Origin of the sequence: Kitasatospora phosalacinea (assembly GCF_000717185.1) — a bacterium.
GTDB classification, from domain to species: Bacteria; Actinomycetota; Actinomycetes; order Streptomycetales; family Streptomycetaceae; genus Kitasatospora; species Kitasatospora phosalacinea_A.
In genome coordinates this window covers 1-18,279 of the sequence record NZ_JNYE01000065.1, presented here as the reverse complement: position 1 = coordinate 18,279, position 18,279 = coordinate 1, and the positions used below count along the sequence as shown (strand labels likewise).

Below are 18,279 nucleotides of genomic sequence, written 5' to 3'. Positions count from 1 at the left end.
TCAGCGGTCCCCGGTGCCGAACGGGCCGGGATCGTTCAACAGGGCGGACGCCTCGCGCAGCGTGAGGCGTCCGCCCCGTTCGTGCGCGGCCAGGTAGCCGTCCTCGCCGAGCAGTTCGCGGGCGGCGGCGGCGCAGCGGGCGTACTCGCTGCGCTCCATGAACGAGCCGGGCATGCCGCTGAGGCCCTCGTGGGCGCCGAGCAGTTCGGCGGCCCGGCGGGCGGCCTCGAGGTCGCCGTGCAGCCGGGCGTACTCGACCAGGGCCCCGGCGACGGGCGTCATCAGCATCATCGCCATGTGCTCGACGAAGACCAGGACGCCGCCCTCGGACTCGGTCATCGTGCGGCGGCCCGCGCGCATCAGCGCCAGGCCGGCCGCCGGGTCGCCGGAGCGGGCCACCACCCAGCCGCGGATGCAGGCGACGATGCCGGCGAACACCGAGGGGACGGGGCCGCGAACGCCCGGGTCGGCGGGCAGCTCGTCGAGCACGGCGAGCGCCTCGGCGTACTCGCCGCGCCGCACGCACAGGTTGCACAGCACCAGCCGCCCGTACATCCGGGCGCCCTCGGCGTCGCTGCTGTCCGCGGCGGCCGCGGCGACGGCCTCGCGGACCATCCGCTCGCCGCCCTCCGGGTCGCGCTCGGCCACCACCTCGCCGAGCCGGGCCCGCAGCATCGGGACCTCCTGGTGCGCGCCGAGCTGGACGGACAGCTCGATGGCCTGCCGGAAGGCCAGTTCGGCCTGGGCGGCGTCGCCGGACTTGGTGGCGTTCTCGGCCTTGCCGGAGAGCGCGTCGGACATGCCCCAGCGGTCGCCGAGCGCGGTGTAGAGGGCCAGCGCCTCCTCGCTGTCGGCGATCGCCTGGTCGAGGCCGCCGGCCAGGTCGTTGAGCAGCCGGGCGCGCAGTTGCAGGGCGAAGGCCAGGTCGAGCGGGCCGCCGTGCACCCGGGCCCCGGCCACCGCGTCGTCCATCACCGCGCGGGTGCGCTCCATCTCGCCGGTGAGGAAGACGGTGAAGACCCGGCCGAGCACCGGCTGCCGGTAGGACTGCGGCAGTTCGGGGGTGTAGACGGCCAGGATGCGCCGGGCGGTGTCCATCGCGCCGGAGTCCTCCAGCAGGCTCATGTCACCGGAGAACAGGCTGATCAGCCGGTACAGGCCGAGCTGGCGGCGGGCCTCGTCGAGCAGGTCGGGCGTCATCGGCAGCGGCCCGTCCAGCGGCCCGGCGGCGAGCGGGACGGGCGGCGGGGCGTCGTCCGCGTACGGGTCGGGGCCGAGCGCGGCGACCGCCTCGTACCAGGCGCGGGACTCGGTGCGGTAGTCGCGCAGCATCCAGTACCCGGCCATCGACAGGGCCAGCGCCAGGCCCTCCTGCTCCTGGCCGGTGTCGACGGCGCGGCGCAGCGCGGCCCGGACGTTCTCCTGCTCGCGGTCGAGGCGGTCGAGCTCGTCGAGCTGGGCGGGGCCGTGCAGGTTCAGGTAGGCGCGGCGGCTGAGTTCGCGGTAGTGCGCGGTGTGGCGGTCGCCGGTCCCGGGTTCGGCGGCCGCGGCGAGGCGCTCGGCGGCGTACTCGTGGATGGTCTCCAGCATCCAGTAGCGCGGCTGCTCGCCGAGGCCGGCCACCAGCAGCGACTTGTCGACCAGCGAGAGCAGCAGGTCGGCGACGTCCTCGCGGCGCACCAGCTCGCCGTCGGCGACGACCTGTTCGGCGGCCTCCAGGGTGCAGCCGCCCGCGAACACCGACAGTCGGCGCAGCACGGCGCGCTCGCGCGTCCCGAGCAGGTCCCAGGACCAGTCGACGACGGCGCGCAGGGTCTGCTGGCGGGGCAGCAGGGTGCGGGAGCCCGCGGTGAGCAGGGCGAAGCGGGAGTCGAGGCGGTCGGCGAGCTGGCGCGGGGTCAGGCCGCGCAGCCGGGCGGCGGCGAGTTCGATGGCCAGCGGCAGGCCGTCCAGGCGGCGGCACAGCTCGGCGCAGGCGGCCGGGTCCTGGTCGGTGCGGAAGCCGGGGCGGGCGGCGGCGCCGCGGTCGGCGAGCAGCCGCAGCGCGGTCGGGTCGGGCAGCGGTTCGACGGGCAGCACCCACTCGCCCGGCACGCCCAGCGGTTCGCGGCTGGTGGCGAGCACGGTGACGCCGGGGCAGTCGGCGAGCAGCCGGTCGGCGAGGTCGGCGGCGGCCTGGACGACGTGCTCGCAGTTGTCGAGCAGCAGCAGGACGCGGCGGCGGCCGAGGTGGTCGACCAGCCGGGAGACCGGGTCCTTGCGGCCGCCCTCGATCGCCTCGGCGACGGTGCCGCCGGTGTGCAGCACGGTCTCGCGCAGGCCGAGCGCCGAGGCGACCGCGTCGGGGACGGCGGCCGGGTCGTCCAGCGGGGCCAGCTCGACCTGCCAGACGCCGCCGGGCCAGCGGGCGGCGTCCTGCTCGCGGCGGCCGGCCTCGACCGACAGCCGGGTCTTGCCGGAGCCGCCGGGGCCGGTCAGGGTGGTGAGCCGGCCGGTGGTCAGGGCGTCGGCGACGGTGGCGAGTTCGCCGTCCCGGCCGACGAAGCTGGTCCGCCCGGAGCGGAGGTTGCCGGACGCGGGCGGTGCGGGGGCGGGCGGGGCGGCCGGGGCGACGGGGGCGGGCGCCGGGGCGGGGAGCGCCTCGGCGGTGAGCAGCTCCCGGTGCAGGGTGCGCAGTTCGGGGCCGGGGTCGGTGCCGAGCTCCTCGGCCAGGGTGCGCCGGATCTCCTCGTAGCGGCCGAGCGCCTCGGCGGTGCGGCCCGCCGCGCGCAGGGCCCGCAGTTGGAGGGCCTGCAACTGCTCGTCGAAGGGGTGGTCGCGGCAGAGCTCGGCGAGTTCGGCGGTGACCTCGGCGGTGCGGCCGAGGGCGAGCGCGGCGGTGAGCCGGTGCCGCCGGGCCTCCTCGCGCTGGGCCTCCAGCCGGGCGGCGGGGGCGGTGCGGTCGGGCAGGTCGGCGAGCGCGGGGCCGCGCCACAGCGCGAGCGCGGCGGTGAGCTGCTCGGCGGCGGCGGCCGGGTCGCCGCCCTGCAGGGCGCGGGCGCCGTCGGCGGCGCGGCGCTGGAACTCGGCGACGTCGGTGCGCGGGTCGGTCAGCCAGTACCCGGCCGGTCCGGAGCCGATCTCGGCCCGGCCGACGGTGCGGCGCAGGCGCCCGACCAGGGTCTGCAGCGCGGCACCGGCGTCCTGCGGCGGCTCGTCGGCCCACACCTCGTCGGCGAGCAGCTCGGCGGGCACGGGACGGCCCTGGCGCAGCACCAGCGCGGCCAGCAGGGCGCGCAGCCGGGCGCCGCCGAGGGCGACCGGGGTGCCGTCGTCGTGGTGGGCGGTGGTGGTGCCGAGGATGCCGTAGTGCACCCGCCCATTCTGCGGGACGCACCGGGGCCCGGACGCACACCCGTGCGGAATCCCCGGGCGGACGGCGGCGGGTGGGGCAGCGGGGACGGCGGGACAGTGGCGGGGACGGCGGCAAAGACAGCAGACAGGCGACGGGGTGGCTGGGGGGCGGCGGCAAGCGGGGCCGAGGACGAGGACGAGCCGGCAGGGACAGCGGACGGGCAGCGGCGGGGCGACGGCGGGGACGGCGGCGGCCGGGGCGGCGGAACGTCCGGTCGCTCCCGTGCGTTCACCCTGGGCCGCTTGTCCCGGACGCCCGGTGGGCGGCATGATCGGACGCCCGTCCCCCCGTCCGCGACCGCAGCCGCGAGCGCACCCACCACCACCCCGGAGCCCCCACGTCATGACCTACGCCAGCACCGGCCAGCGCAGCGCGGAGAACCGGGTCAGCCCGATCTTCCTGGCGATGGCCGCCATCCTGGTCGCCTCCGGCTTCGCGCTGGCCACCGGCTGGGGCAACGCGCGGTTCGGCGTGTTCCTGTTCGTGGTGGCGGGCTGGATGGTCTCGCTCTGCCTGCACGAGTACGCGCACGCCCGCACCGCGCTGGCGGGCGGCGACATCACGGTCGGCACCAAGGGCTACCTGACGCTGAACCCGCTGAAGTACGGGCACGTGGTGCTGAGCTTCGTGCTGCCGGTGGTCTTCGTGATCATGGGCGGCATCGGCCTGCCCGGCGGCGCGGTGTACATCGAGCGGGACCGGATCGCCGGCCGCCTCAAGCACAGCCTGATCTCGGCGGCCGGGCCGCTGGTGAACGTGGCCTTCGGCGTGGTGACGCTGGTGCTGGTCAGCGGGGGCTGGTTCAACGACACCGACACGCCCTCCGTCATCGGCGAGTACGCCTTCCCCGTCTCGCCGCTGGCGTCGGCGCTGGCCTTCCTGGCCTACCTCCAGGTCACCGCGGCGATCCTGAACCTGCTGCCGGTGCCCGGCCTGGACGGCTACGGCATCATCGAGCCCTGGCTGTCGTACCGGACCCGGCGGGCGGTCGCCCCGTACGCGCCCTACGGCATGCTGCTGCTGTTCGCGCTGATGTGGCAGAGCGAGGTCGGGCAGTGGATGTACGACCTGGTGTCGTGGATCTTCGACCTGTTCGGCGCCAACATCGCGTACAGCGACATCGGCCACGCGATGTTCTCGTTCTGGAAGGGCTACTAGGCCGCGGGGGCGGCGGTCAGCCCCGCTGGGCGGGGGCGGCGGCCGCGGCCGCGGCGCGGCGCTCGATGCGGTCCTTGCGCAGGTAGTACCAGGTGATGTTGCTGGCCACGCAGGCCATCAGGACCCAGATCACGCCGTACCAGTTGCCGTTGCTGAACGAGACCACCGCGGCGGCCACCGCCAGGACGAGGACGGTCGCGGCGTACAGGGCGTTGCGGGGCATGGCGGGGCTCCTCCGGGGTCGCGGTGTGCCCGTCCATTCTCGCCGACCGAACGGGCCGGTCGGGCCCGGGGTGGCCCCGGGGCGGGACGGGGGCGGCCTCGGAGCGGGACGGGTGGGCGCGCGCCGGGGGCGCGGGGCGGGCCGCGGCGCGCGCCGGGCTCACACGTCGGTGATCCGCAGGCCCGCGTGCGCCTTGTAGCGGCGGTTGACCGAGATCAGGTTGGCGACCAGCGACTCCACCTGGTGGGCGTTGCGCAGCCGGCCCGCGAAGATGCCGCGCATGCCGGGGATCCGGGAGGCCAGCGCCTGCACGACCTCGGTGGCGGCCCGGTCCTCGCCGAGCACCATCACGTCGGTGTCGATCCGCTCGACGCTCTCGTCCTGCAGCAGCACCGCCGACAGGTGGTGGAAGGCGGCGGTGACGGTGGAGTCGGGCAGCAGCGCGGCGGCCTGCTGGGCGGCCGAGCCCTCGGGGACCTGCAGCGGGTAGGCGCCCTGCTTGTCGAAGCCCAGCGGGTTGACGCAGTCCACCACGATCTTCCCGGCGAGCTCGGTCCGCAGCGAGGTCAGCGTCTCGGCGTGGCCGTCCCACGGCACCGCGACGATCACCACGTCGCTCTCGGCGGCGCAGGCCGCGTTGTCGGCGCCGCGGATGCCCAGGCCCAGCTCGGCGGCGCAGGCCTCGGCGCGCTCGGCGCTGCGGGAGCCGACCACCACCCGCTGCCCGGCCCTGGCCAGCCGCAGGGCGAGGCCGCGGCCCTGGTCGCCGGTGCCGCCGAGGACGCCCACCACGAGGTGGGAGACGTCGGGCAGGTTCCGGCCGGGTCCGGCCGTCGCGTTCACTGCCGTCGCGTTCACTGAATCGGGTTGCGTCATGGCGAAGATCCTGCCAAACCCGCCGCCGGGGCAGCATGCTGTCGCGCATGGACGCGGTGAGAGTTTCCGCACTCCGGCAGTCGCTGGCGGGCACCGGCTGGCCCGAACGGGCGGGCGCCTTCGCCACCGCGCTGCGCGGCTCGGTGACCAGGCGCAGCGCGACCGGCCTGCTCCTGGTCGGCACCCCCCGCTACGAGCCCTGGCACCTGGCGGCGCACCTGAGCGACGAGGCCGCGTACGGCGGCCTGCCGGAGCTGGCCCCGACGCTGCTGCGGCACGCCGTCCCGGCGGGCGCGCCGGAGCACCTGGCGTGCGGCCTGCCCCGGCTCGCGGAGGCGCGCGCGGGCGCGACGGTGCTGCTGGTGGCGCCCGGCCCGGCCGACGCGCCGCTGCTGGAGCGGCTGGACGACGCCCGCCGGGCCGGGGCGGTGCTGCTCTGCCTGGACGACGGCGACCCGGAGCTGACCGACCTGGCGCACGAGCGCCTCACCGTGCCGGGCGCCGCGCCGGAGCCCTTCGAGCTGGTGCAGCACCTGGTCAGCTCGGCCACCTCGGCCACCCCGCCGCGCTCCCGGCTCTCCCGGCTGGCGGAGCGGCTGACCGCCTCGCCGGTGCTGCGCTGGTAGCCGCCCGTCCCGGTGTCCGCGGCCGTGGCCGTGTCCGCAGCCGCAGCCGCAGCCGCAGCCGTGGCCGTGGCCGCAGCCGTGTCCGTGGCGGGAAAAACCGGTTGCCCCGTTCCGTCCCGGTGACGCAGCATCTGGCCATGTGACCAGCACCGCTCCCTTCCTCCGCCGACTCCTCCCCGACCTCGCGCCCTGGCGCGCCTCCCGGGACTTCCGGCTGCTCTGGGCCTCGGGGTGCGTCACGGGCTTCGGCAGCTTCCTGTCCTTCGTGGCGCTGCCGATCCAGATCAAGGAGCTGACCGGCTCGACCTTCGCGGTGGGCCTGGTGGGCGCGTTCGAGCTGGTGCCGCTGGTGGTGTTCGGCCTGTGGGGCGGCGCCCTGGCGGACGCGCTGGACCGGCGCCGCCTGGTGCTGCTGAGCGAGGCCGGGCTGGCCCTGCTGGCGGCGCTGATGCTGGCCAACTCGCTGCTGCCGCACCCGCTGCTGTGGCCGATCTACCTGGTCGCGGCGCTGACCGCGGCGCTGGCGGGGCTCCAGCGCCCGGCGCTGGACTCGATGGTCCCCCGGGTGGTGGCGCACGACCAGCTGCCCGCCGCGTTCGCCCTGAACTCGCTGTACCGCAACGTCGCCTCGGTGGCCGGCCCGCCGCTGGCCGGCGTGGTGGTCGCGCTCGCCGGGGCCCGCAGCGCCTACGCGCTGGACCTGCTGACCTTCCTCCTCTCGCTGGCGCTGATCGCCCGGATGCGCCCGGTGCCGCCCGCCGAGAGCGCCGAGGCCCCGTCGCTGCGCACCATCGGCCAGGGCCTGGCGTACGCCTGGAGCCGCAAGGACCTGCTGGGCACGTACGCGATCGACCTGGTGGCGATGCTGTTCGCCTACCCGGTGGCGCTGTACCCGTTCCTGGCCGCCGAGTTGGACGCCGAGTGGGCGCTGGGCCTGCTGTACGGGGCGACCGCGGCGGGGGCGCTGCTGGTGGCGGCGACCGGCGGCTGGACGGCCCGGGTGCACCGGCACGGGCGGATGCTGCTGTTCGCGGCGCTCGGCTGGGGCGCGGCGATGGCGCTGGCGGGCCTGGTCGGGAACGTCTGGCTGGTGCTGCTGTTCCTGGCGGTGGCGGGCGGGGCGGACCAGGTCAGCGGGGTGGCCCGGTCGACGATCTGGAACCAGTCGATCCCCGACCAGCTGCGCGGGCGGCTCGCCGGGGTCGAGGTGCTCTCGTACTCGGTGGGCCCGCAGCTGGGCCAGGTCCGGGCGGGCGGGATGGCGGCGCTGGTGGGGGTGCGCGGCTCGATCTGGGCGGGCGGCCTGCTGTGCGTGGCGGGCGTGCTGGCGCTGACCGCGGCCGTCCCGAAGCTGCTGGCCTGGGACTCGCGCACCGACCCGCACGCGCTGGCGGTGCGCGAGCAGCACGAGCGCCAGGCCGCGGGCGTCTCCTGAGCCGCCGTCAGCCCTCCTCGCGGGGCTCCCCGTCGTTCCAGCGCGGGTCCTCGCGCCACTCCTGGTTGCGCTCGGCGGCGGTCTCCAGGGCGCGCGCGGCTTCCTCCCGGCTGGCGTACGGGCCGAGCCGGTCCTTGGCCGGGCACTCCGGGCCCTCCTCGACCTTGCCGTGCCTGATGCAGTAGAACCACTCCCCCGGCTGCCCGGTGGGCTTGCTGCGGCCGAACACCATCGTCTGCTCTCCCGTCCCGCGGTGGGCGCCGCGGCGGCGGGCCGCGGCGGTCGGTGGTGATCCTTTCCCGCCGCGGCGGCCGTACACGCGGCCGGGTCCGGACGGGTGGCGGCCGATACACTCGCCGTCATGGCTCTGGTACCCGGCACGCTGTCCCCCACCCGCAAGGTCCCCGCGCACATCGCGCGTCCGGAGTACGTCGGCAAGCCCGCGCCGACGCCGTACACCGGCCCCGAGGTGCAGGACGCCGAGACGATCGAGAAGATGCGGATCGCCGGGCGGATCGCGGCGCGGGCGATGGCCGAGGCCGCGAAGCTGATCGCCCCGGGCGTGACCACCGACGAGCTGGACGCCGTCGCCCACGCCTACATGTGCGACCACGGCGCGTACCCGTCGGACCTGGGCTACCGGGGCTTCCCGAAGTCGATCTGCACCTCGGTCAACGAGGTGATCTGCCACGGCATCCCGGACTCGACCGTGCTGCAGGACGGCGACATCGTCAACATCGACGCGACCGCGTTCATCCACGGCGTGCACGGCGACCTGAACGCCACCTACCTGTGCGGCGAGGTGGACGAGGAGTCGCGACTGCTGGTCGAGCGCACCGAGGAGGCGCTGAACCGGGCGATCAAGGCCGTCCGGCCGGGCCGGCAGGTCAACGTGATCGGCCGGGTGATCGAGTCGTACGCCAAGCGGTTCGACTACGGCGTGGTGCGCGACTTCACCGGCCACGGCATCAACACCTCGTTCCACTCCGGCCTGATCATCCCGCACTACGACAGCGACCGGGCCACCGAGGTGATCAGGCCCGGGATGACGTTCACCATCGAGCCGATGCTCACCCTGGGCACCTACGACTACGAGGTCTGGCCGGACGGCTGGACGGTGGTCACCAAGGACCGCAAGCGCACCGCCCAGTTCGAGCACACCCTGCTGGTCACCGCGGACGGCGCGGAGATCCTCACCCTGCCCTGAGCGCACGGCCCCGGCACGGCGGCGGCCTCAGCCGATCAGCCACTGCTCCTGGGCCACCGCGCCGACCTCCGTGCACGCGTCGGTCAGCACGTCCAGCACCCGCAGCGGGTCCGGCAGCGGGTGCTCGGGACCGCGCAGCCAGCGCACCTCGGAGCCGTCCGGCAGCGCGGCCGGCGGGACGAGGGTGTACGAGCCGCGGCAGTGCCAGCGCAGGCCGGGGTGCTCGGAGACGGTGTCGGGGGTGGAGTCCAGCGCGCTGGTCCACCACTCGTCCTCGTCCTGCGGGGTGCCGCGGGTCGCGGTGAAGAACAGGTACCGGTCGGCACCGACGGCGGCCACCGGGCCGACCGCGCCGAGCGCCTCCAGCCGCTCCAGGGCGAGCACGCCCGCCTCGGCCGGCACGTCCAGCACGTCGTGCGCGCGGCCGGTCGCGGTGACGAAGTTCGCCTCCGGGTCCCGGGAGAGCCAGCGCGCCAACTGCTCGGCGTCGGTGGTGGCCTGGGACTGCCAGGCGAAGGACAGCGGGTGCTGGGCCGGGGCCGGACAGCCGACCCGGTCGCACGAGCACCGGTGCCCGGCCGGGTGCGCCGCGGGCGCCACCGGGAACCCCGCCCCGGCCGCCCCCAGCAGCAGGTCCAGCCGCGCGGCCGCGTCCGCTCCGGCGGCCTCCGGACGGCCCCGCCCGCCCCGCCGCCACCAGGACGTCCACCTGCTGCTGGCTTGCATCTGGCCCCTTCCGCACGCACCTGCCTGAGCTGCCGTGCCAGGTACGGCACGGCCACCTACGCAACAACCGACGCCAACGCACGGAGCGGCGCACTGCTTCCCGGAGGGGTGCACCGCGCGGGGGCGTCCTGCCGCCGACCCGCACCGGGGTCTCCGGGCGGCCGGCGTCCGGGGGGCGGGTACGGAGGCACGGGAGTCGCGCTCGGCGGGCGGGCGCACCACGGCGCACCCCACCCGGCCCGTACGGGCCCGCGGACCCGGGTCGACCCCGGGGGCGTACGTAGCAGGATAAGGCTCCCGGAGCCCTCCCCATGACCGGGGGCGGTGCCGCCCCCGTCACACCCGCTCCACACCCCCGCTGCGGAACGGACACACCCGCCCGCACCGGACGCTCCGCGCCGCGCCTACCCTGGTCGGATGAAGAGCGCCGACACCGAGTTCGTCGGGGGGCCGCTGGACGGCCGGGTCCTGCCGGTCCTGCTGGGCATGACCCACCACGTCCCCAAGGTCTACCGGGTGCCCGTCCCCGCGCACGGGGACACCCCGGCCACCACCCTGGTCTACCGCCGCGCCAAGGAGCACGACGCCAGGGGGCGGTACCGCTGGCGCTACGAGTACGACCCCGACGCCTGACGCCCGGCGCCCCCGGTCGGGCTCAGGCCTCCTCGGCCAGGATCAGGTACAGCTTCTTCTTCGCCTCGGCCAGCACCGCGAGGCCCTTGGTCCGCTGCTCCTCGGTGCCGGTCATCATGACCTGCCGCACCGCGTGGTCCACCGCCGCGAGCGCGGCGCCGACCTCCTGCACGGCCTCCCAGTCGTCCCGCCGGCCGGCCTCGTCCCACGGGGACGCCCCGGCCTGCTCGGCCTCGGCCCGGCCCTGCTCGGTCAGCTCGAACAGCTTCTTGCCGGACTCCTCGTTGGCCTTGACCAGCCCCTCCTCCTCCAGCAGCTGGAGCGTCGGGTAGACCGACCCCGGGCTGGGCCGCCAGACCCCGCCGGTGCGCTCACCGATCTCGGTGATCATCTCGTAGCCGTGCATCGGCCGCTCCCGCAGCAGCGCGAGCAACGAGGCCCGCACGTCACCGCGCCTGGCCCGCCCCCCGCGCCGCCCGCCCCCGTGCCCGCGCGGCCCGTGCCCGCCGAACCCGCGCCCGCGCGGCCCGAACCCCGGCCCGAACGGCGGCATCGGCCGCCCCGGCGCCCCGAACGGCCCGAACGCCGCCCGCACCTCGAACTCGCCACTCCCCTCACCGGGCCGCCCCGGGCCCTCGGCCCAGCGACGCCGACCTTCTCCACCGAAACGCTTGTCGTACCGCATGACGAACACCTGTCTTCCACGAGAAACGGACGCTCCACCTATCGAAGCATCCCGATATCTCGACGATATATCGCTAACTATCGGAAGACAACCCCGTTCCGTACGACGCTGGACAGCAGCGGCCCCGGAGACCGCGGCGGGCGGGTGCTCCCGCCCCGCGTCGTCCATCGCCCACGGTCCCGACCCGCCTCCGCCCGCCCTCTCGTCGAGCCGCCCCATCGCGAGCGAACGCCGGTGGAACCGCTGGTAGGCGTCGTGCTCGAACTCCGGCCCGTCCCAGGGGCGCGGGGCGAACCCGCCGCACAGGGCGGCGAACGTCGTCCCCGTCGTACCCCGGCCGCCGGGCACCACGCCCGGCCGCGCGGCAGCGTCCCGTTCCGGCACGTACCCCTCCCCCCCCGGGGGGGGCGGTGGCGGAGTTCCCTCCATCGAACGGTCCCGGACCGGACCGCCTCCCCCGTCGGGGCGGGGGCACGCACTAGCGTGACGTCATGGCTGGCGAACGCGACCTCGACGAACTGCTCTCCGGGCTGGACCCCGTCCGCAACCCGGGGCGCTACGTGTACTGCACCCTCCCGGGGCGGGTGCCCGCCGGGTTGCGGCCGGTGGTGACCGTGGCCGAGCCGGAGGGGGTCACCTTCGTGGTGGCGCAGGAGGAGGCCGACGCGCTCGGCCTGCCGTACGGGTACGTCGCGGCCTGGCTGACCCTGCGGGTGCACTCCGCGCTGGAGGCGGTCGGGCTGACCGCCGCCGTCGCCGCCGCGCTCGCCGAGCGCGGGATCAGCTGCAACGTGGTGGCCGGCTTCCACCACGACCACCTGTTCGTGCCCGTGGACGAGGCGGACCGCGCCGTCGAGGCGCTCGACTCGCTCGCCGCGTCCCGTTCCTGAGGAGGCGTCGGCCGGGCGCTCTGGCCGCGGCGCCCGGGGCGGGTGACAATCCGGGGAGGATTCCGCAGGAGGGGGCACCGTGCCGGCCGAACCGCAGGAGTGGGTGGACGCCACCGCCGCCGTGCTGGGCGCCGTGCTGGGGGAGGCGGTGGACGGCGGGCAGTTCCCGGGCGGGGTGCTGGTGGTCGGGCAGGCCGGGGCCGGGCGGGCGGTGGCGGGCCGCGGGGTGGTCGCCCCGGAGTGCGGCGACGTCCGCCCCGACGAGCACACCCGCTACGACCTGGCCTCGCTCACCAAGGTGCTCGCCACCTGGCCGCTGGTCGGCACCGCCGTCCGCGCCGGGCGCCTCGACCTGGACGCCCCGCTGCGCGCCGCCTTCCCGGAACTCCCCTCCCCGGGCAGTGAGTTGACCGCTGCTCAACTACTCAGCCACACCTCCGGAATCCTGCCGCGGACCGGCCTGGCCCGGTACGAGCACACCGGACGGCCGCTGGCCGAGCACCTGTGCGCCGAACCGCTGGTCTCCGCCCCCGGCGCCCACCACCGGTACGTCGACCGCGGGTTCATCCTGCTCGGCCTGCTGCTGCCCGAACTGCTGGGCCGCCCGCTGGCCGAACTCGCCGACGGGCTCTGGCGCGGGCTCGGCCTGACCGCCACCGCGTACGGCCCGCTGCCGCGCGACGCCCGACTGGCCCCGACCGAGCAGCGGCTGCGCGGCGCGCCCCGGACGTGGGGCGTCCCGCACGACCCGAGCGCGGCCCTGCTGGGCGGGGTGGCCGGGCACGCCGGGGTGTTCTCCACCGCCGCCGACCTGGCCGCCTTCGCCGAGCACCTGCTCGGCGCGGACGGCCCGCTGCCCGAGTGGTTCGCACTGAGCCGCCGCCCGCGCACCCCCGTCGAACCCGGCCTGCACCGCGGCCTGGCCTGGATCGTCACCGCGGACGGCTCGGTGGCGTACCACCACGGGTTCACCGGCACCAGCCTCTACCTGGCCCCGCGCACCCGCCGCTACGTGGTGCTGTGCAGCAACGCCGTCTACCACGGCTGGGACCGCGCCCGACTGGCCGCGCTGCGCGCCCTCGCCCTGCGCGTCCTGCTGCCCGGCGCGCCCTGACGGCCGGTCAGCGCCGCGCGTTCCAGCGGCCGCCGGACAGCACCGTCAGCACCTCCCCGCGGCGGCGGCCCGGGCGCGGGGCGACGGGGGCGGCGGCGAGCAGCGCGATGTCGTCCTCGGCGGGGGCGGGGGCGTGCGCCAGGACGGCGTCCAGCAGCGGGGCGGGGCCCGCGCCGGGGGGCAGGCGCAGGGCGGTGAGCCGCTCCAGCGAGCGGTCGATGTCCTCGTCGCGGCGCTCGACCAGCCCGTCGGTGTACAGCAGCAGGGTGTGGTCGGGCGGCAGGACGACGGTGGTCGGGACGTAGCCGCTCAGGCCGGTGCCGAGCGGGGGGCCGGGCTCGACCGGGAGCAGCGCGAGCTCCCCGGTGGGGCGGACCACGGCGGGCGGCAGGTGGCCCGCACTGGCCAGCTCGTACCGGCCGCGGGCGGGTTCGGCGTAGACCACCAGGCAGGTGGAGGGCCGGTAGTCGTGGACCTCGCAGGCGAGGTGGTCAAGCCGGGCCAGCAGCCGGTCGGCGGTGGGTTCGACCAGGGCCATGGCGCGCAGCATCGCCTGGTAGTGGCTCATGTGGGTGGCGGCCTCGATGCCGTGGCCCATCACGTCGCCGATGGCGAGGACGGTGCGGCCGTCGGGCAGCGCCACCGTCTCGTACCAGTCGCCGCCGACCAGCGCGCCCGTCCCGGCCGGGCGGTAGCGGAAGGCGACGTCGACGTCGGGGTGGGGGCGGCCGGGTTCGGCGAGCATGGCGCGCTGCAGGTCGACGGCGACGGCGTGCTCGCGGCTGTAGCGGCTGGCGTTGTCGAGGGTGATCGCGGTGCGGCCGGCCAGGTCCTGGGCGGCGACGGCGTCGTCCGCGGTGAAGCCCGGGGAGCCGTCGGCCCGCATCAGGCTGACGGTGCCGATCCGGTGCCCGCGGGCGGTGAGCGGCACGATCATGCCGGAGTGGATGCCGATCTCCCGGTACCGCGCGACGCGTTCGGCGTTGGGGGCGGAGCGGCTCAGCTCCTCGTCGCCCAGCAGGTTCTCGATGACGGGGCGGCCGCTGTCTAGGCAGCGCGGGATCGCCGAGCCGGGCTGGTAGTCGACGTGCTCGCCGCGGTCGCCGAACCGGCGGACCGCGGCGAGCAGGGCGGGGGCGGCGGCCAGCGCGGCGCGGCGCAGTCGGCGGCCGCCGTCGGGGCGGGGGCGGGCGTGCGGGCTGTCGGGGTGCGGGAGGAGTTCGACGCTGGCGGCGTCGGCGAGGTGCTCGACCAGGAAGGCGGCGAGTTCGCCGCAGGTGGTGTCGACGTCGAGGGTGGTGCCGACCTGGGTGGCGGCGGCGTCCAGCAGGGCCAGCCGGGACCTGGCCTGTTCGAGTTCGTGCTGCTGCTCGCGGGAGGCGGTGACCTCCAGGACGATGCCGACCAGGCCGAGCGGGCGGCCGTCCTCGGCGTCGATCCGGTGGTAGGCGCCGTGCCAGTAGCGGCGGCGCAGCGGGGAGGCGGCCCGGGTGTGGCCGCTGGAGGTGGTCTCGCGGGCGCGGCCGTCGGCGAGCACGGCGTGCAGCACCTCCTCCCGGGCGTCGATGTCGGGGAGGAGCTCGGCGATGGTGCGGCCGAGGTGGCGCTCGGCGGGGACGCCGTTCATCGCGGCCAGGGCGGGGTTGACGTAGCGGTAGCGCAGGTCGGTGTCGAGGACGGCGATTCCGGCGGGGGTGCCGTCCAGGACCTGGCGCAGCGGGCGGGGCAGGGCGCTCCAGAGCTCGTCGGCCATGGCTGGCGCACCTCCTCACCGGGGTGCTCGGGCACCGTGGACCCGGCACTGTGACCAGTAAACCCAGTAAACACAGCGGCGGGGCTTCGGGCGATCCGGTGCCGGGCGGCCCGGCGGGGGCGGTCGCGTTCACCCGGATGGAGTCGCCCGAATGCCCGGGGGCGGGCGATGGCGGAGGGTCGGGGCAAGACCTGCTTCGGCCTAGGAGGTTCCATGAGCTCGTCTGTCGGTCCGACCGCAACGCCGCCGCCCGCCGGATCACGCACCGGTGCCGCCCGGGCCCCGCAGAACAAGGGCTGGGTCTCCGGGATGGTGCTGTTCGCCGGTGTGCTGATGCTGGTGGGCGGCATCCTGGAGGTGTTCCGCGGCATCATGGCGATCGCCGAGGACGACGTGTTCGTCAGCACGCCCCGGTACGTCTTCAGGTTCGACCTGACCTCCTGGGGTTGGATCCACCTGGTGATCGGCGCGCTGATCGCGCTGGTCGGCTTCTTCGTGATCAAGGGGGCCGCCTGGGCCAGGATCACCGGTATCTTCCTCGTCTCGCTCGGCCTGATCGGAAACTTCCTGGACCTGCCGTACTACCCGCTGTGGTCCCTGGTGACCATCGCGCTGGACGTGTTCGTGATCTGGGCGCTGGCCGTCTACCGGGAGGACTGAACGGCCGACGCACCACCGGCCTGACGCACCGGACGTGCCCGGATGCGTGGGATGCGCCGGGGCACCGCGGGCCCGCTCCGTGCCGGAGCGGGCCCGCGGTGCGTCACTCGTTGGCGGGGGTCACTTGTCGAGCGCCTCGACACCGGCCCGGGCGAACTGCTCGTCCTGGTCGCCGCTGGGGGCGCCGGCCACGCCGATGCCCGCGATCGGGGCGCCCTTGACCTGGACCGGGGCGCCGCCGCCCAGGAACAGGGTGCCGGGAATGTCCTTCAGGTTCGGGGCCTGGGCCAGGCGCTTGGTCAGCTCGGAGGTCGTGGCGTTCCAGGACACCGCGGTGTAGGCCTTGCGCTCGGCCGACTCGAAGGACTGCGGGCCGGCGCCGTCGCCGCGCAGCTCGACGATCCCGTTGCCGTTGCGGTCGACGACGGCGACGGAGACCTTCTGGCCGGCCTTGGCGGCGGCGTCCAGGCTGGCCTGGGCGGCCTTGGTGGCGGCCGCGACCGACAGGTGGGTGGACTGGAAGGTGTTCTTGTTCTGGACGTCGGAGTTGACCGCGGTGGCGGGGGCCGCGTTCGGGGTCTCGGCGCTGGCGGTGACGGCGCCGACGACGCTGGCTCCGACCGCGGCGACCGCAACGGCACCGGTGACGACGCGGGTGCGGGTGCTCAGCTTCTTCATGTTCGGCTCCTGTTTCGTGGATCGGGGGTTCCGGTTCGGCGCCGGATCCCTGTGCTCTCCGGCCTCGCCCTCCATGGTTCGCCCCGGCACCCCCTCCCCGGATCGGCGGACCGGCTCGCTCCGCGGAGCATGATGGAGGACATCCGTGTCAACCGATCGGTGGATGTGCGGGCCTCCGTCCCGGTCCACCATGCGTAGGAGCACGTCCACCACGCGCGGGAGCACGTCCACCGCGCGGCGGCGGAGGACTACGGAGGAACGGAGGAGGCGGCCGTGATGCGTCAACCCCTGTCCCGGGCCGTCGACCCGGACGCGGGCTGGCTGACCGTCGTGATGCGGCTGGCCTTCCTGCTGCTGCTCGGCACCTCGCTCGCCCGGTACCTGGCGCACCACCTCGCCAGCCCGCTGACGCCCTGGGTGGTGGGGCTGAGCCTGGCGCTGGCCGTGGGCCACCTGTCGGGGCTGTCCGAGCGGCGCCCGGCCTGGCTGGCGGCGGTGCTGGCGAGCTGGGCGGTGCTGGTGCTGATGGCGCCGAGCTTCGCCTGGTGCGCCGTCCCGCTGGTGTACACGGTGCTCCGGGCGCTGCCGCCGCGCGCCGCGATCCCGCTGGTCACGGCGCTGACGGTGCTGGTGGTGGTGTCCGAGCTGCGGCTGCCGGGCGGCTTCGACCCGACGATGCTGCTGCTGCCCCCGGCCGTCGCCGCGCTCGCCACCGCCGTGTTCCTGCACATGCAGCGGCAGGGCGCCCGGCAGCGGAAGCTGATCGTCGACCTGGTCCGCACCCGGCGGGAGCTGGCCGCGGTCGAGCGCCGCCAGGGCGCCCTCGCCGAGCGGGAGCGGCTGTCCGTCGAGATCCACGACACCCTCGCCCAGGGCCTGTCCAGCCAGCAGATGCTGCTCCAGGCCGCGGAACGGACGTGGCGGCAGGATCCGGCGGCCGCCCTCGACCACGTCCGGACGGCCGCCGCGATCGCCGCGCGGAACCTCGCGGAGGCCCGCCGCTTCGTCCACGACCTCGCCCCGGCCGACCTCGCGGAGCAGGGCACCCTGGAGGCCGCCCTGCAGGCCCTGGCCGACCGGGAGGCCGCCGAGAGCGGCCTGGCCGTCCGCTTCCACCTGGACGGCCGGGCCGCCCCGATGCCCGCCGCCGCCCAGTCCGCCCTGCTGCGGATCGCCCAGGGCGCGCTGGCGAACACCAGGGAGCACGCCGGGGCCGAGCACGCCTCGATCACCCTCTCCTACCTGGGTGACCAGGCCGTGCTGGACGTCGCGGACGACGGCCGCGGCTTCGCCCCCGCCCTGGTCGGCCGGCTCGGGCGCGACGAGCGCACCGACTGGGCGGCCGGCGGCAGCCGGGGCCACGGCCTCCCCGCGATGCGGGCCCGGCTGCGCCAGCTCGGCGGCACGCTCACCATCGAGTCCGCCCCGGGCGAGGGCACCGTGGTCTCCGCGGCCATCCCCCTGGCGGGCCGGTGAGCCGCGGGCCGGTGAGCCGCGGGCCGCTGCCCCCGGCCGGTAGCGTCGGCCGACGGCGACACGAGAGGAGCGGTTCATGAACGACACCGTCCGGCTGGTCATCTGCGACGACCACGCCATGGTCCGGGCCGGGCTGCTGGCCCTGCTGTCCAGCGACCCGGCGATCGAGGTGGTCGGCGAGGCCAGCACCGGGGAGGAGGCCGTCTCGCTGGCCGCCGCCCTGCGGCCGGACGTGGTCCTGATGGACCTCCAGCTCGGCGAGGGCATCGACGGCGTGGAGGCCACCCGGCGGGTCCTCGCCGGGCCGGGCGCGAGCCACGTCCTGGTGCTGACCACCTTCGACACCGACACCGACATCAGCCGGGCGATCAACGCGGGCGCGACCGGCTACCTGCTGAAGGCGGAGAAGCCGGAGGAGCTGTTCGCCGCCATCCGCGCCGCCGCGGCGGGCCGTCCCGCGCTGTCCCCGCCGATCGCGTCCCGGGTGATGGCCCAGATGCGCTCCCCGCTCCCCCAACTCACCGACCGCGAACAGGACATCCTCGCCCAGCTGGGCCAGGGCCTCGGCAACAAGGAGATCGCCCGGGCCCTCTTCATCAGCGAGGCCACCGTGAAGACCCACCTCGGCCGGATCTACGCCAAGCTCGGCGTGGACACCCGCTCCGGCGCGGTCGCCATCGCCAAGGAGCGCCGCCTGCTGCGCTGAGACACCCCACCGACCCCGCCCACTCCCGCCCCCGCCCAC

General features: G+C 75.8%; 18 protein-coding genes. 10 read left to right on the top strand and 8 right to left on the bottom strand.

The window, feature by feature from the left end:
* Nucleotides 1-3,354, bottom strand: a complete 3,354-nt coding sequence (locus OO57_RS25165; RefSeq protein WP_033254927.1) for an AfsR/SARP family transcriptional regulator — start codon at nucleotides 3,352-3,354, stop codon at nucleotides 1-3.
* A 382-nt stretch (nucleotides 3,355-3,736) separates the two neighbouring features.
* Here OO57_RS25165 and OO57_RS25160 point away from each other — a divergent pair, with 382 nt between their 5' ends.
* A complete protein-coding gene (locus OO57_RS25160; RefSeq protein WP_033254926.1) occupies nucleotides 3,737-4,552 on the top strand; it encodes a site-2 protease family protein in 816 nt (271 codons plus the stop codon).
* A gap of 16 nt (nucleotides 4,553-4,568) precedes the next feature.
* Here OO57_RS25160 and OO57_RS25155 read toward each other — a convergent pair whose 3' ends face one another.
* On the bottom strand, nucleotides 4,569-4,775 hold the full coding sequence (locus OO57_RS25155) for a hypothetical protein (RefSeq protein WP_033254925.1): 207 nt from the start codon (nucleotides 4,773-4,775) through the stop codon (nucleotides 4,569-4,571).
* 159 nt (nucleotides 4,776-4,934) lie between these two features.
* The gene (gene npdG, locus OO57_RS25150; protein ID WP_033254924.1) at nucleotides 4,935-5,651 is read right to left on the bottom strand and encodes an NADPH-dependent F420 reductase; all 717 of its coding nucleotides are present in this window, start codon (nucleotides 5,649-5,651) and stop codon (nucleotides 4,935-4,937) included.
* 47 nt (nucleotides 5,652-5,698) lie between these two features.
* On the opposite strand from npdG, the gene OO57_RS25145 reads away from it, so the two are divergent.
* Nucleotides 5,699-6,277 (top strand): hypothetical protein, encoded by a 579-nt coding sequence (locus tag OO57_RS25145; protein WP_033254943.1) that lies wholly within the window; start codon nucleotides 5,699-5,701, stop codon nucleotides 6,275-6,277.
* A gap of 139 nt (nucleotides 6,278-6,416) precedes the next feature.
* The gene (locus OO57_RS25140) at nucleotides 6,417-7,712 is read left to right on the top strand and encodes an MFS transporter (RefSeq protein WP_033254923.1); all 1,296 of its coding nucleotides are present in this window, start codon (nucleotides 6,417-6,419) and stop codon (nucleotides 7,710-7,712) included.
* A gap of 7 nt (nucleotides 7,713-7,719) precedes the next feature.
* Here OO57_RS25140 and OO57_RS25135 read toward each other — a convergent pair whose 3' ends face one another.
* The gene (locus OO57_RS25135; protein WP_033254922.1) at nucleotides 7,720-7,944 is read right to left on the bottom strand and encodes a hypothetical protein; all 225 of its coding nucleotides are present in this window, start codon (nucleotides 7,942-7,944) and stop codon (nucleotides 7,720-7,722) included.
* A gap of 129 nt (nucleotides 7,945-8,073) precedes the next feature.
* Here OO57_RS25135 and map point away from each other — a divergent pair, with 129 nt between their 5' ends.
* Nucleotides 8,074-8,919 carry a type I methionyl aminopeptidase gene (gene map, locus OO57_RS25130; protein WP_033254921.1) on the top strand — a complete coding sequence of 282 codons (846 nt, stop codon included), beginning with the start codon at nucleotides 8,074-8,076 and terminating at the stop codon, nucleotides 8,917-8,919.
* Between the two features lie 27 nt (nucleotides 8,920-8,946).
* On the opposite strand, the gene OO57_RS25125 is transcribed toward map, so the two are convergent.
* Nucleotides 8,947-9,645, bottom strand: a complete 699-nt coding sequence (locus OO57_RS25125) for a bifunctional DNA primase/polymerase (protein WP_033254920.1) — start codon at nucleotides 9,643-9,645, stop codon at nucleotides 8,947-8,949.
* A 417-nt stretch (nucleotides 9,646-10,062) separates the two neighbouring features.
* Between OO57_RS25125 and OO57_RS42885 the strand changes: the two genes are divergently transcribed.
* Nucleotides 10,063-10,278, top strand: a complete 216-nt coding sequence (locus OO57_RS42885; protein WP_106974101.1) for a hypothetical protein — start codon at nucleotides 10,063-10,065, stop codon at nucleotides 10,276-10,278.
* A 22-nt stretch (nucleotides 10,279-10,300) separates the two neighbouring features.
* On the opposite strand, the gene OO57_RS41465 is transcribed toward OO57_RS42885, so the two are convergent.
* Entirely contained in the window at nucleotides 10,301-10,963 is a 663-nt protein-coding gene (locus tag OO57_RS41465; RefSeq protein WP_081973945.1) for a PadR family transcriptional regulator, read from the bottom strand.
* A 491-nt stretch (nucleotides 10,964-11,454) separates the two neighbouring features.
* Here OO57_RS41465 and OO57_RS25110 point away from each other — a divergent pair, with 491 nt between their 5' ends.
* Together OO57_RS25110 and OO57_RS25105 are read left to right on the top strand one after the other, a co-directional pair.
* On the top strand, nucleotides 11,455-11,853 hold the full coding sequence (locus tag OO57_RS25110) for an ACT domain-containing protein (protein WP_033254918.1): 399 nt from the start codon (nucleotides 11,455-11,457) through the stop codon (nucleotides 11,851-11,853).
* A 79-nt stretch (nucleotides 11,854-11,932) separates the two neighbouring features.
* Nucleotides 11,933-12,967 carry a serine hydrolase domain-containing protein gene (locus tag OO57_RS25105; RefSeq protein ID WP_033254917.1) on the top strand — a complete coding sequence of 345 codons (1,035 nt, stop codon included), beginning with the start codon at nucleotides 11,933-11,935 and terminating at the stop codon, nucleotides 12,965-12,967.
* Nucleotides 12,968-12,974: 7 nt separating this feature from the next.
* On the opposite strand, the gene OO57_RS25100 is transcribed toward OO57_RS25105, so the two are convergent.
* Nucleotides 12,975-14,720 carry a SpoIIE family protein phosphatase gene (locus tag OO57_RS25100; RefSeq protein ID WP_051778220.1) on the bottom strand — a complete coding sequence of 582 codons (1,746 nt, stop codon included), beginning with the start codon at nucleotides 14,718-14,720 and terminating at the stop codon, nucleotides 12,975-12,977.
* A gap of 213 nt (nucleotides 14,721-14,933) precedes the next feature.
* On the opposite strand from OO57_RS25100, the gene OO57_RS25095 reads away from it, so the two are divergent.
* The gene (locus OO57_RS25095; RefSeq protein ID WP_324606798.1) at nucleotides 14,934-15,380 is read left to right on the top strand and encodes a DUF7144 family membrane protein; all 447 of its coding nucleotides are present in this window, start codon (nucleotides 14,934-14,936) and stop codon (nucleotides 15,378-15,380) included.
* 120 nt (nucleotides 15,381-15,500) lie between these two features.
* Here the strand turns inward: OO57_RS25095 and OO57_RS25090 are convergent, their stop codons facing one another.
* The gene (locus OO57_RS25090) at nucleotides 15,501-16,058 is read right to left on the bottom strand and encodes a GlcG/HbpS family heme-binding protein (RefSeq protein ID WP_033254916.1); all 558 of its coding nucleotides are present in this window, start codon (nucleotides 16,056-16,058) and stop codon (nucleotides 15,501-15,503) included.
* 276 nt (nucleotides 16,059-16,334) lie between these two features.
* Between OO57_RS25090 and OO57_RS25085 the strand changes: the two genes are divergently transcribed.
* Together OO57_RS25085 and OO57_RS25080 are read left to right on the top strand one after the other, a co-directional pair.
* Nucleotides 16,335-17,534, top strand: a complete 1,200-nt coding sequence (locus tag OO57_RS25085) for a sensor histidine kinase (RefSeq protein ID WP_033254915.1) — start codon at nucleotides 16,335-16,337, stop codon at nucleotides 17,532-17,534.
* A gap of 76 nt (nucleotides 17,535-17,610) precedes the next feature.
* Nucleotides 17,611-18,240: a response regulator gene (locus OO57_RS25080; protein ID WP_033254914.1), complete on the top strand. Its 630-nt coding sequence runs from the start codon at nucleotides 17,611-17,613 to the stop codon at nucleotides 18,238-18,240.
* Nucleotides 18,241-18,279 lie beyond the last annotated feature (39 nt).

What these genes read in the sequence shown, in the direction of transcription:
- OO57_RS25125 (WP_033254920.1), bottom strand. Translation starts at nt 9,645, where the DNA reads ATGCAAGCCAGCAGCAGGTGGACGTCCTGGTGGCGGCGGGGCGGGCGG.
- npdG (WP_033254924.1), bottom strand. Translation starts at nt 5,651, where the DNA reads ATGACGCAACCCGATTCAGTGAACGCGACGGCAGTGAACGCGACGGCC.
- map (WP_033254921.1), top strand. Translation starts at nt 8,074, where the DNA reads ATGGCTCTGGTACCCGGCACGCTGTCCCCCACCCGCAAGGTCCCCGCG.
- OO57_RS25090 (WP_033254916.1), bottom strand. Translation starts at nt 16,058, where the DNA reads ATGAAGAAGCTGAGCACCCGCACCCGCGTCGTCACCGGTGCCGTTGCG.
- OO57_RS25080 (WP_033254914.1), top strand. Translation starts at nt 17,611, where the DNA reads ATGAACGACACCGTCCGGCTGGTCATCTGCGACGACCACGCCATGGTC.
- OO57_RS25100 (WP_051778220.1), bottom strand. Translation starts at nt 14,720, where the DNA reads ATGGCCGACGAGCTCTGGAGCGCCCTGCCCCGCCCGCTGCGCCAGGTC.
- OO57_RS25135 (WP_033254922.1), bottom strand. Translation starts at nt 7,944, where the DNA reads ATGGTGTTCGGCCGCAGCAAGCCCACCGGGCAGCCGGGGGAGTGGTTC.
- OO57_RS25095 (WP_324606798.1), top strand. Translation starts at nt 14,934, where the DNA reads ATGAGCTCGTCTGTCGGTCCGACCGCAACGCCGCCGCCCGCCGGATCA.
- OO57_RS25160 (WP_033254926.1), top strand. Translation starts at nt 3,737, where the DNA reads ATGACCTACGCCAGCACCGGCCAGCGCAGCGCGGAGAACCGGGTCAGC.
- OO57_RS25085 (WP_033254915.1), top strand. Translation starts at nt 16,335, where the DNA reads ATGCGTCAACCCCTGTCCCGGGCCGTCGACCCGGACGCGGGCTGGCTG.
- OO57_RS25155 (WP_033254925.1), bottom strand. Translation starts at nt 4,775, where the DNA reads ATGCCCCGCAACGCCCTGTACGCCGCGACCGTCCTCGTCCTGGCGGTG.
- OO57_RS25110 (WP_033254918.1), top strand. Translation starts at nt 11,455, where the DNA reads ATGGCTGGCGAACGCGACCTCGACGAACTGCTCTCCGGGCTGGACCCC.
- OO57_RS42885 (WP_106974101.1), top strand. Translation starts at nt 10,063, where the DNA reads ATGAAGAGCGCCGACACCGAGTTCGTCGGGGGGCCGCTGGACGGCCGG.
- OO57_RS41465 (WP_081973945.1), bottom strand. Translation starts at nt 10,963, where the DNA reads ATGCGGTACGACAAGCGTTTCGGTGGAGAAGGTCGGCGTCGCTGGGCC.
- OO57_RS25145 (WP_033254943.1), top strand. Translation starts at nt 5,699, where the DNA reads ATGGACGCGGTGAGAGTTTCCGCACTCCGGCAGTCGCTGGCGGGCACC.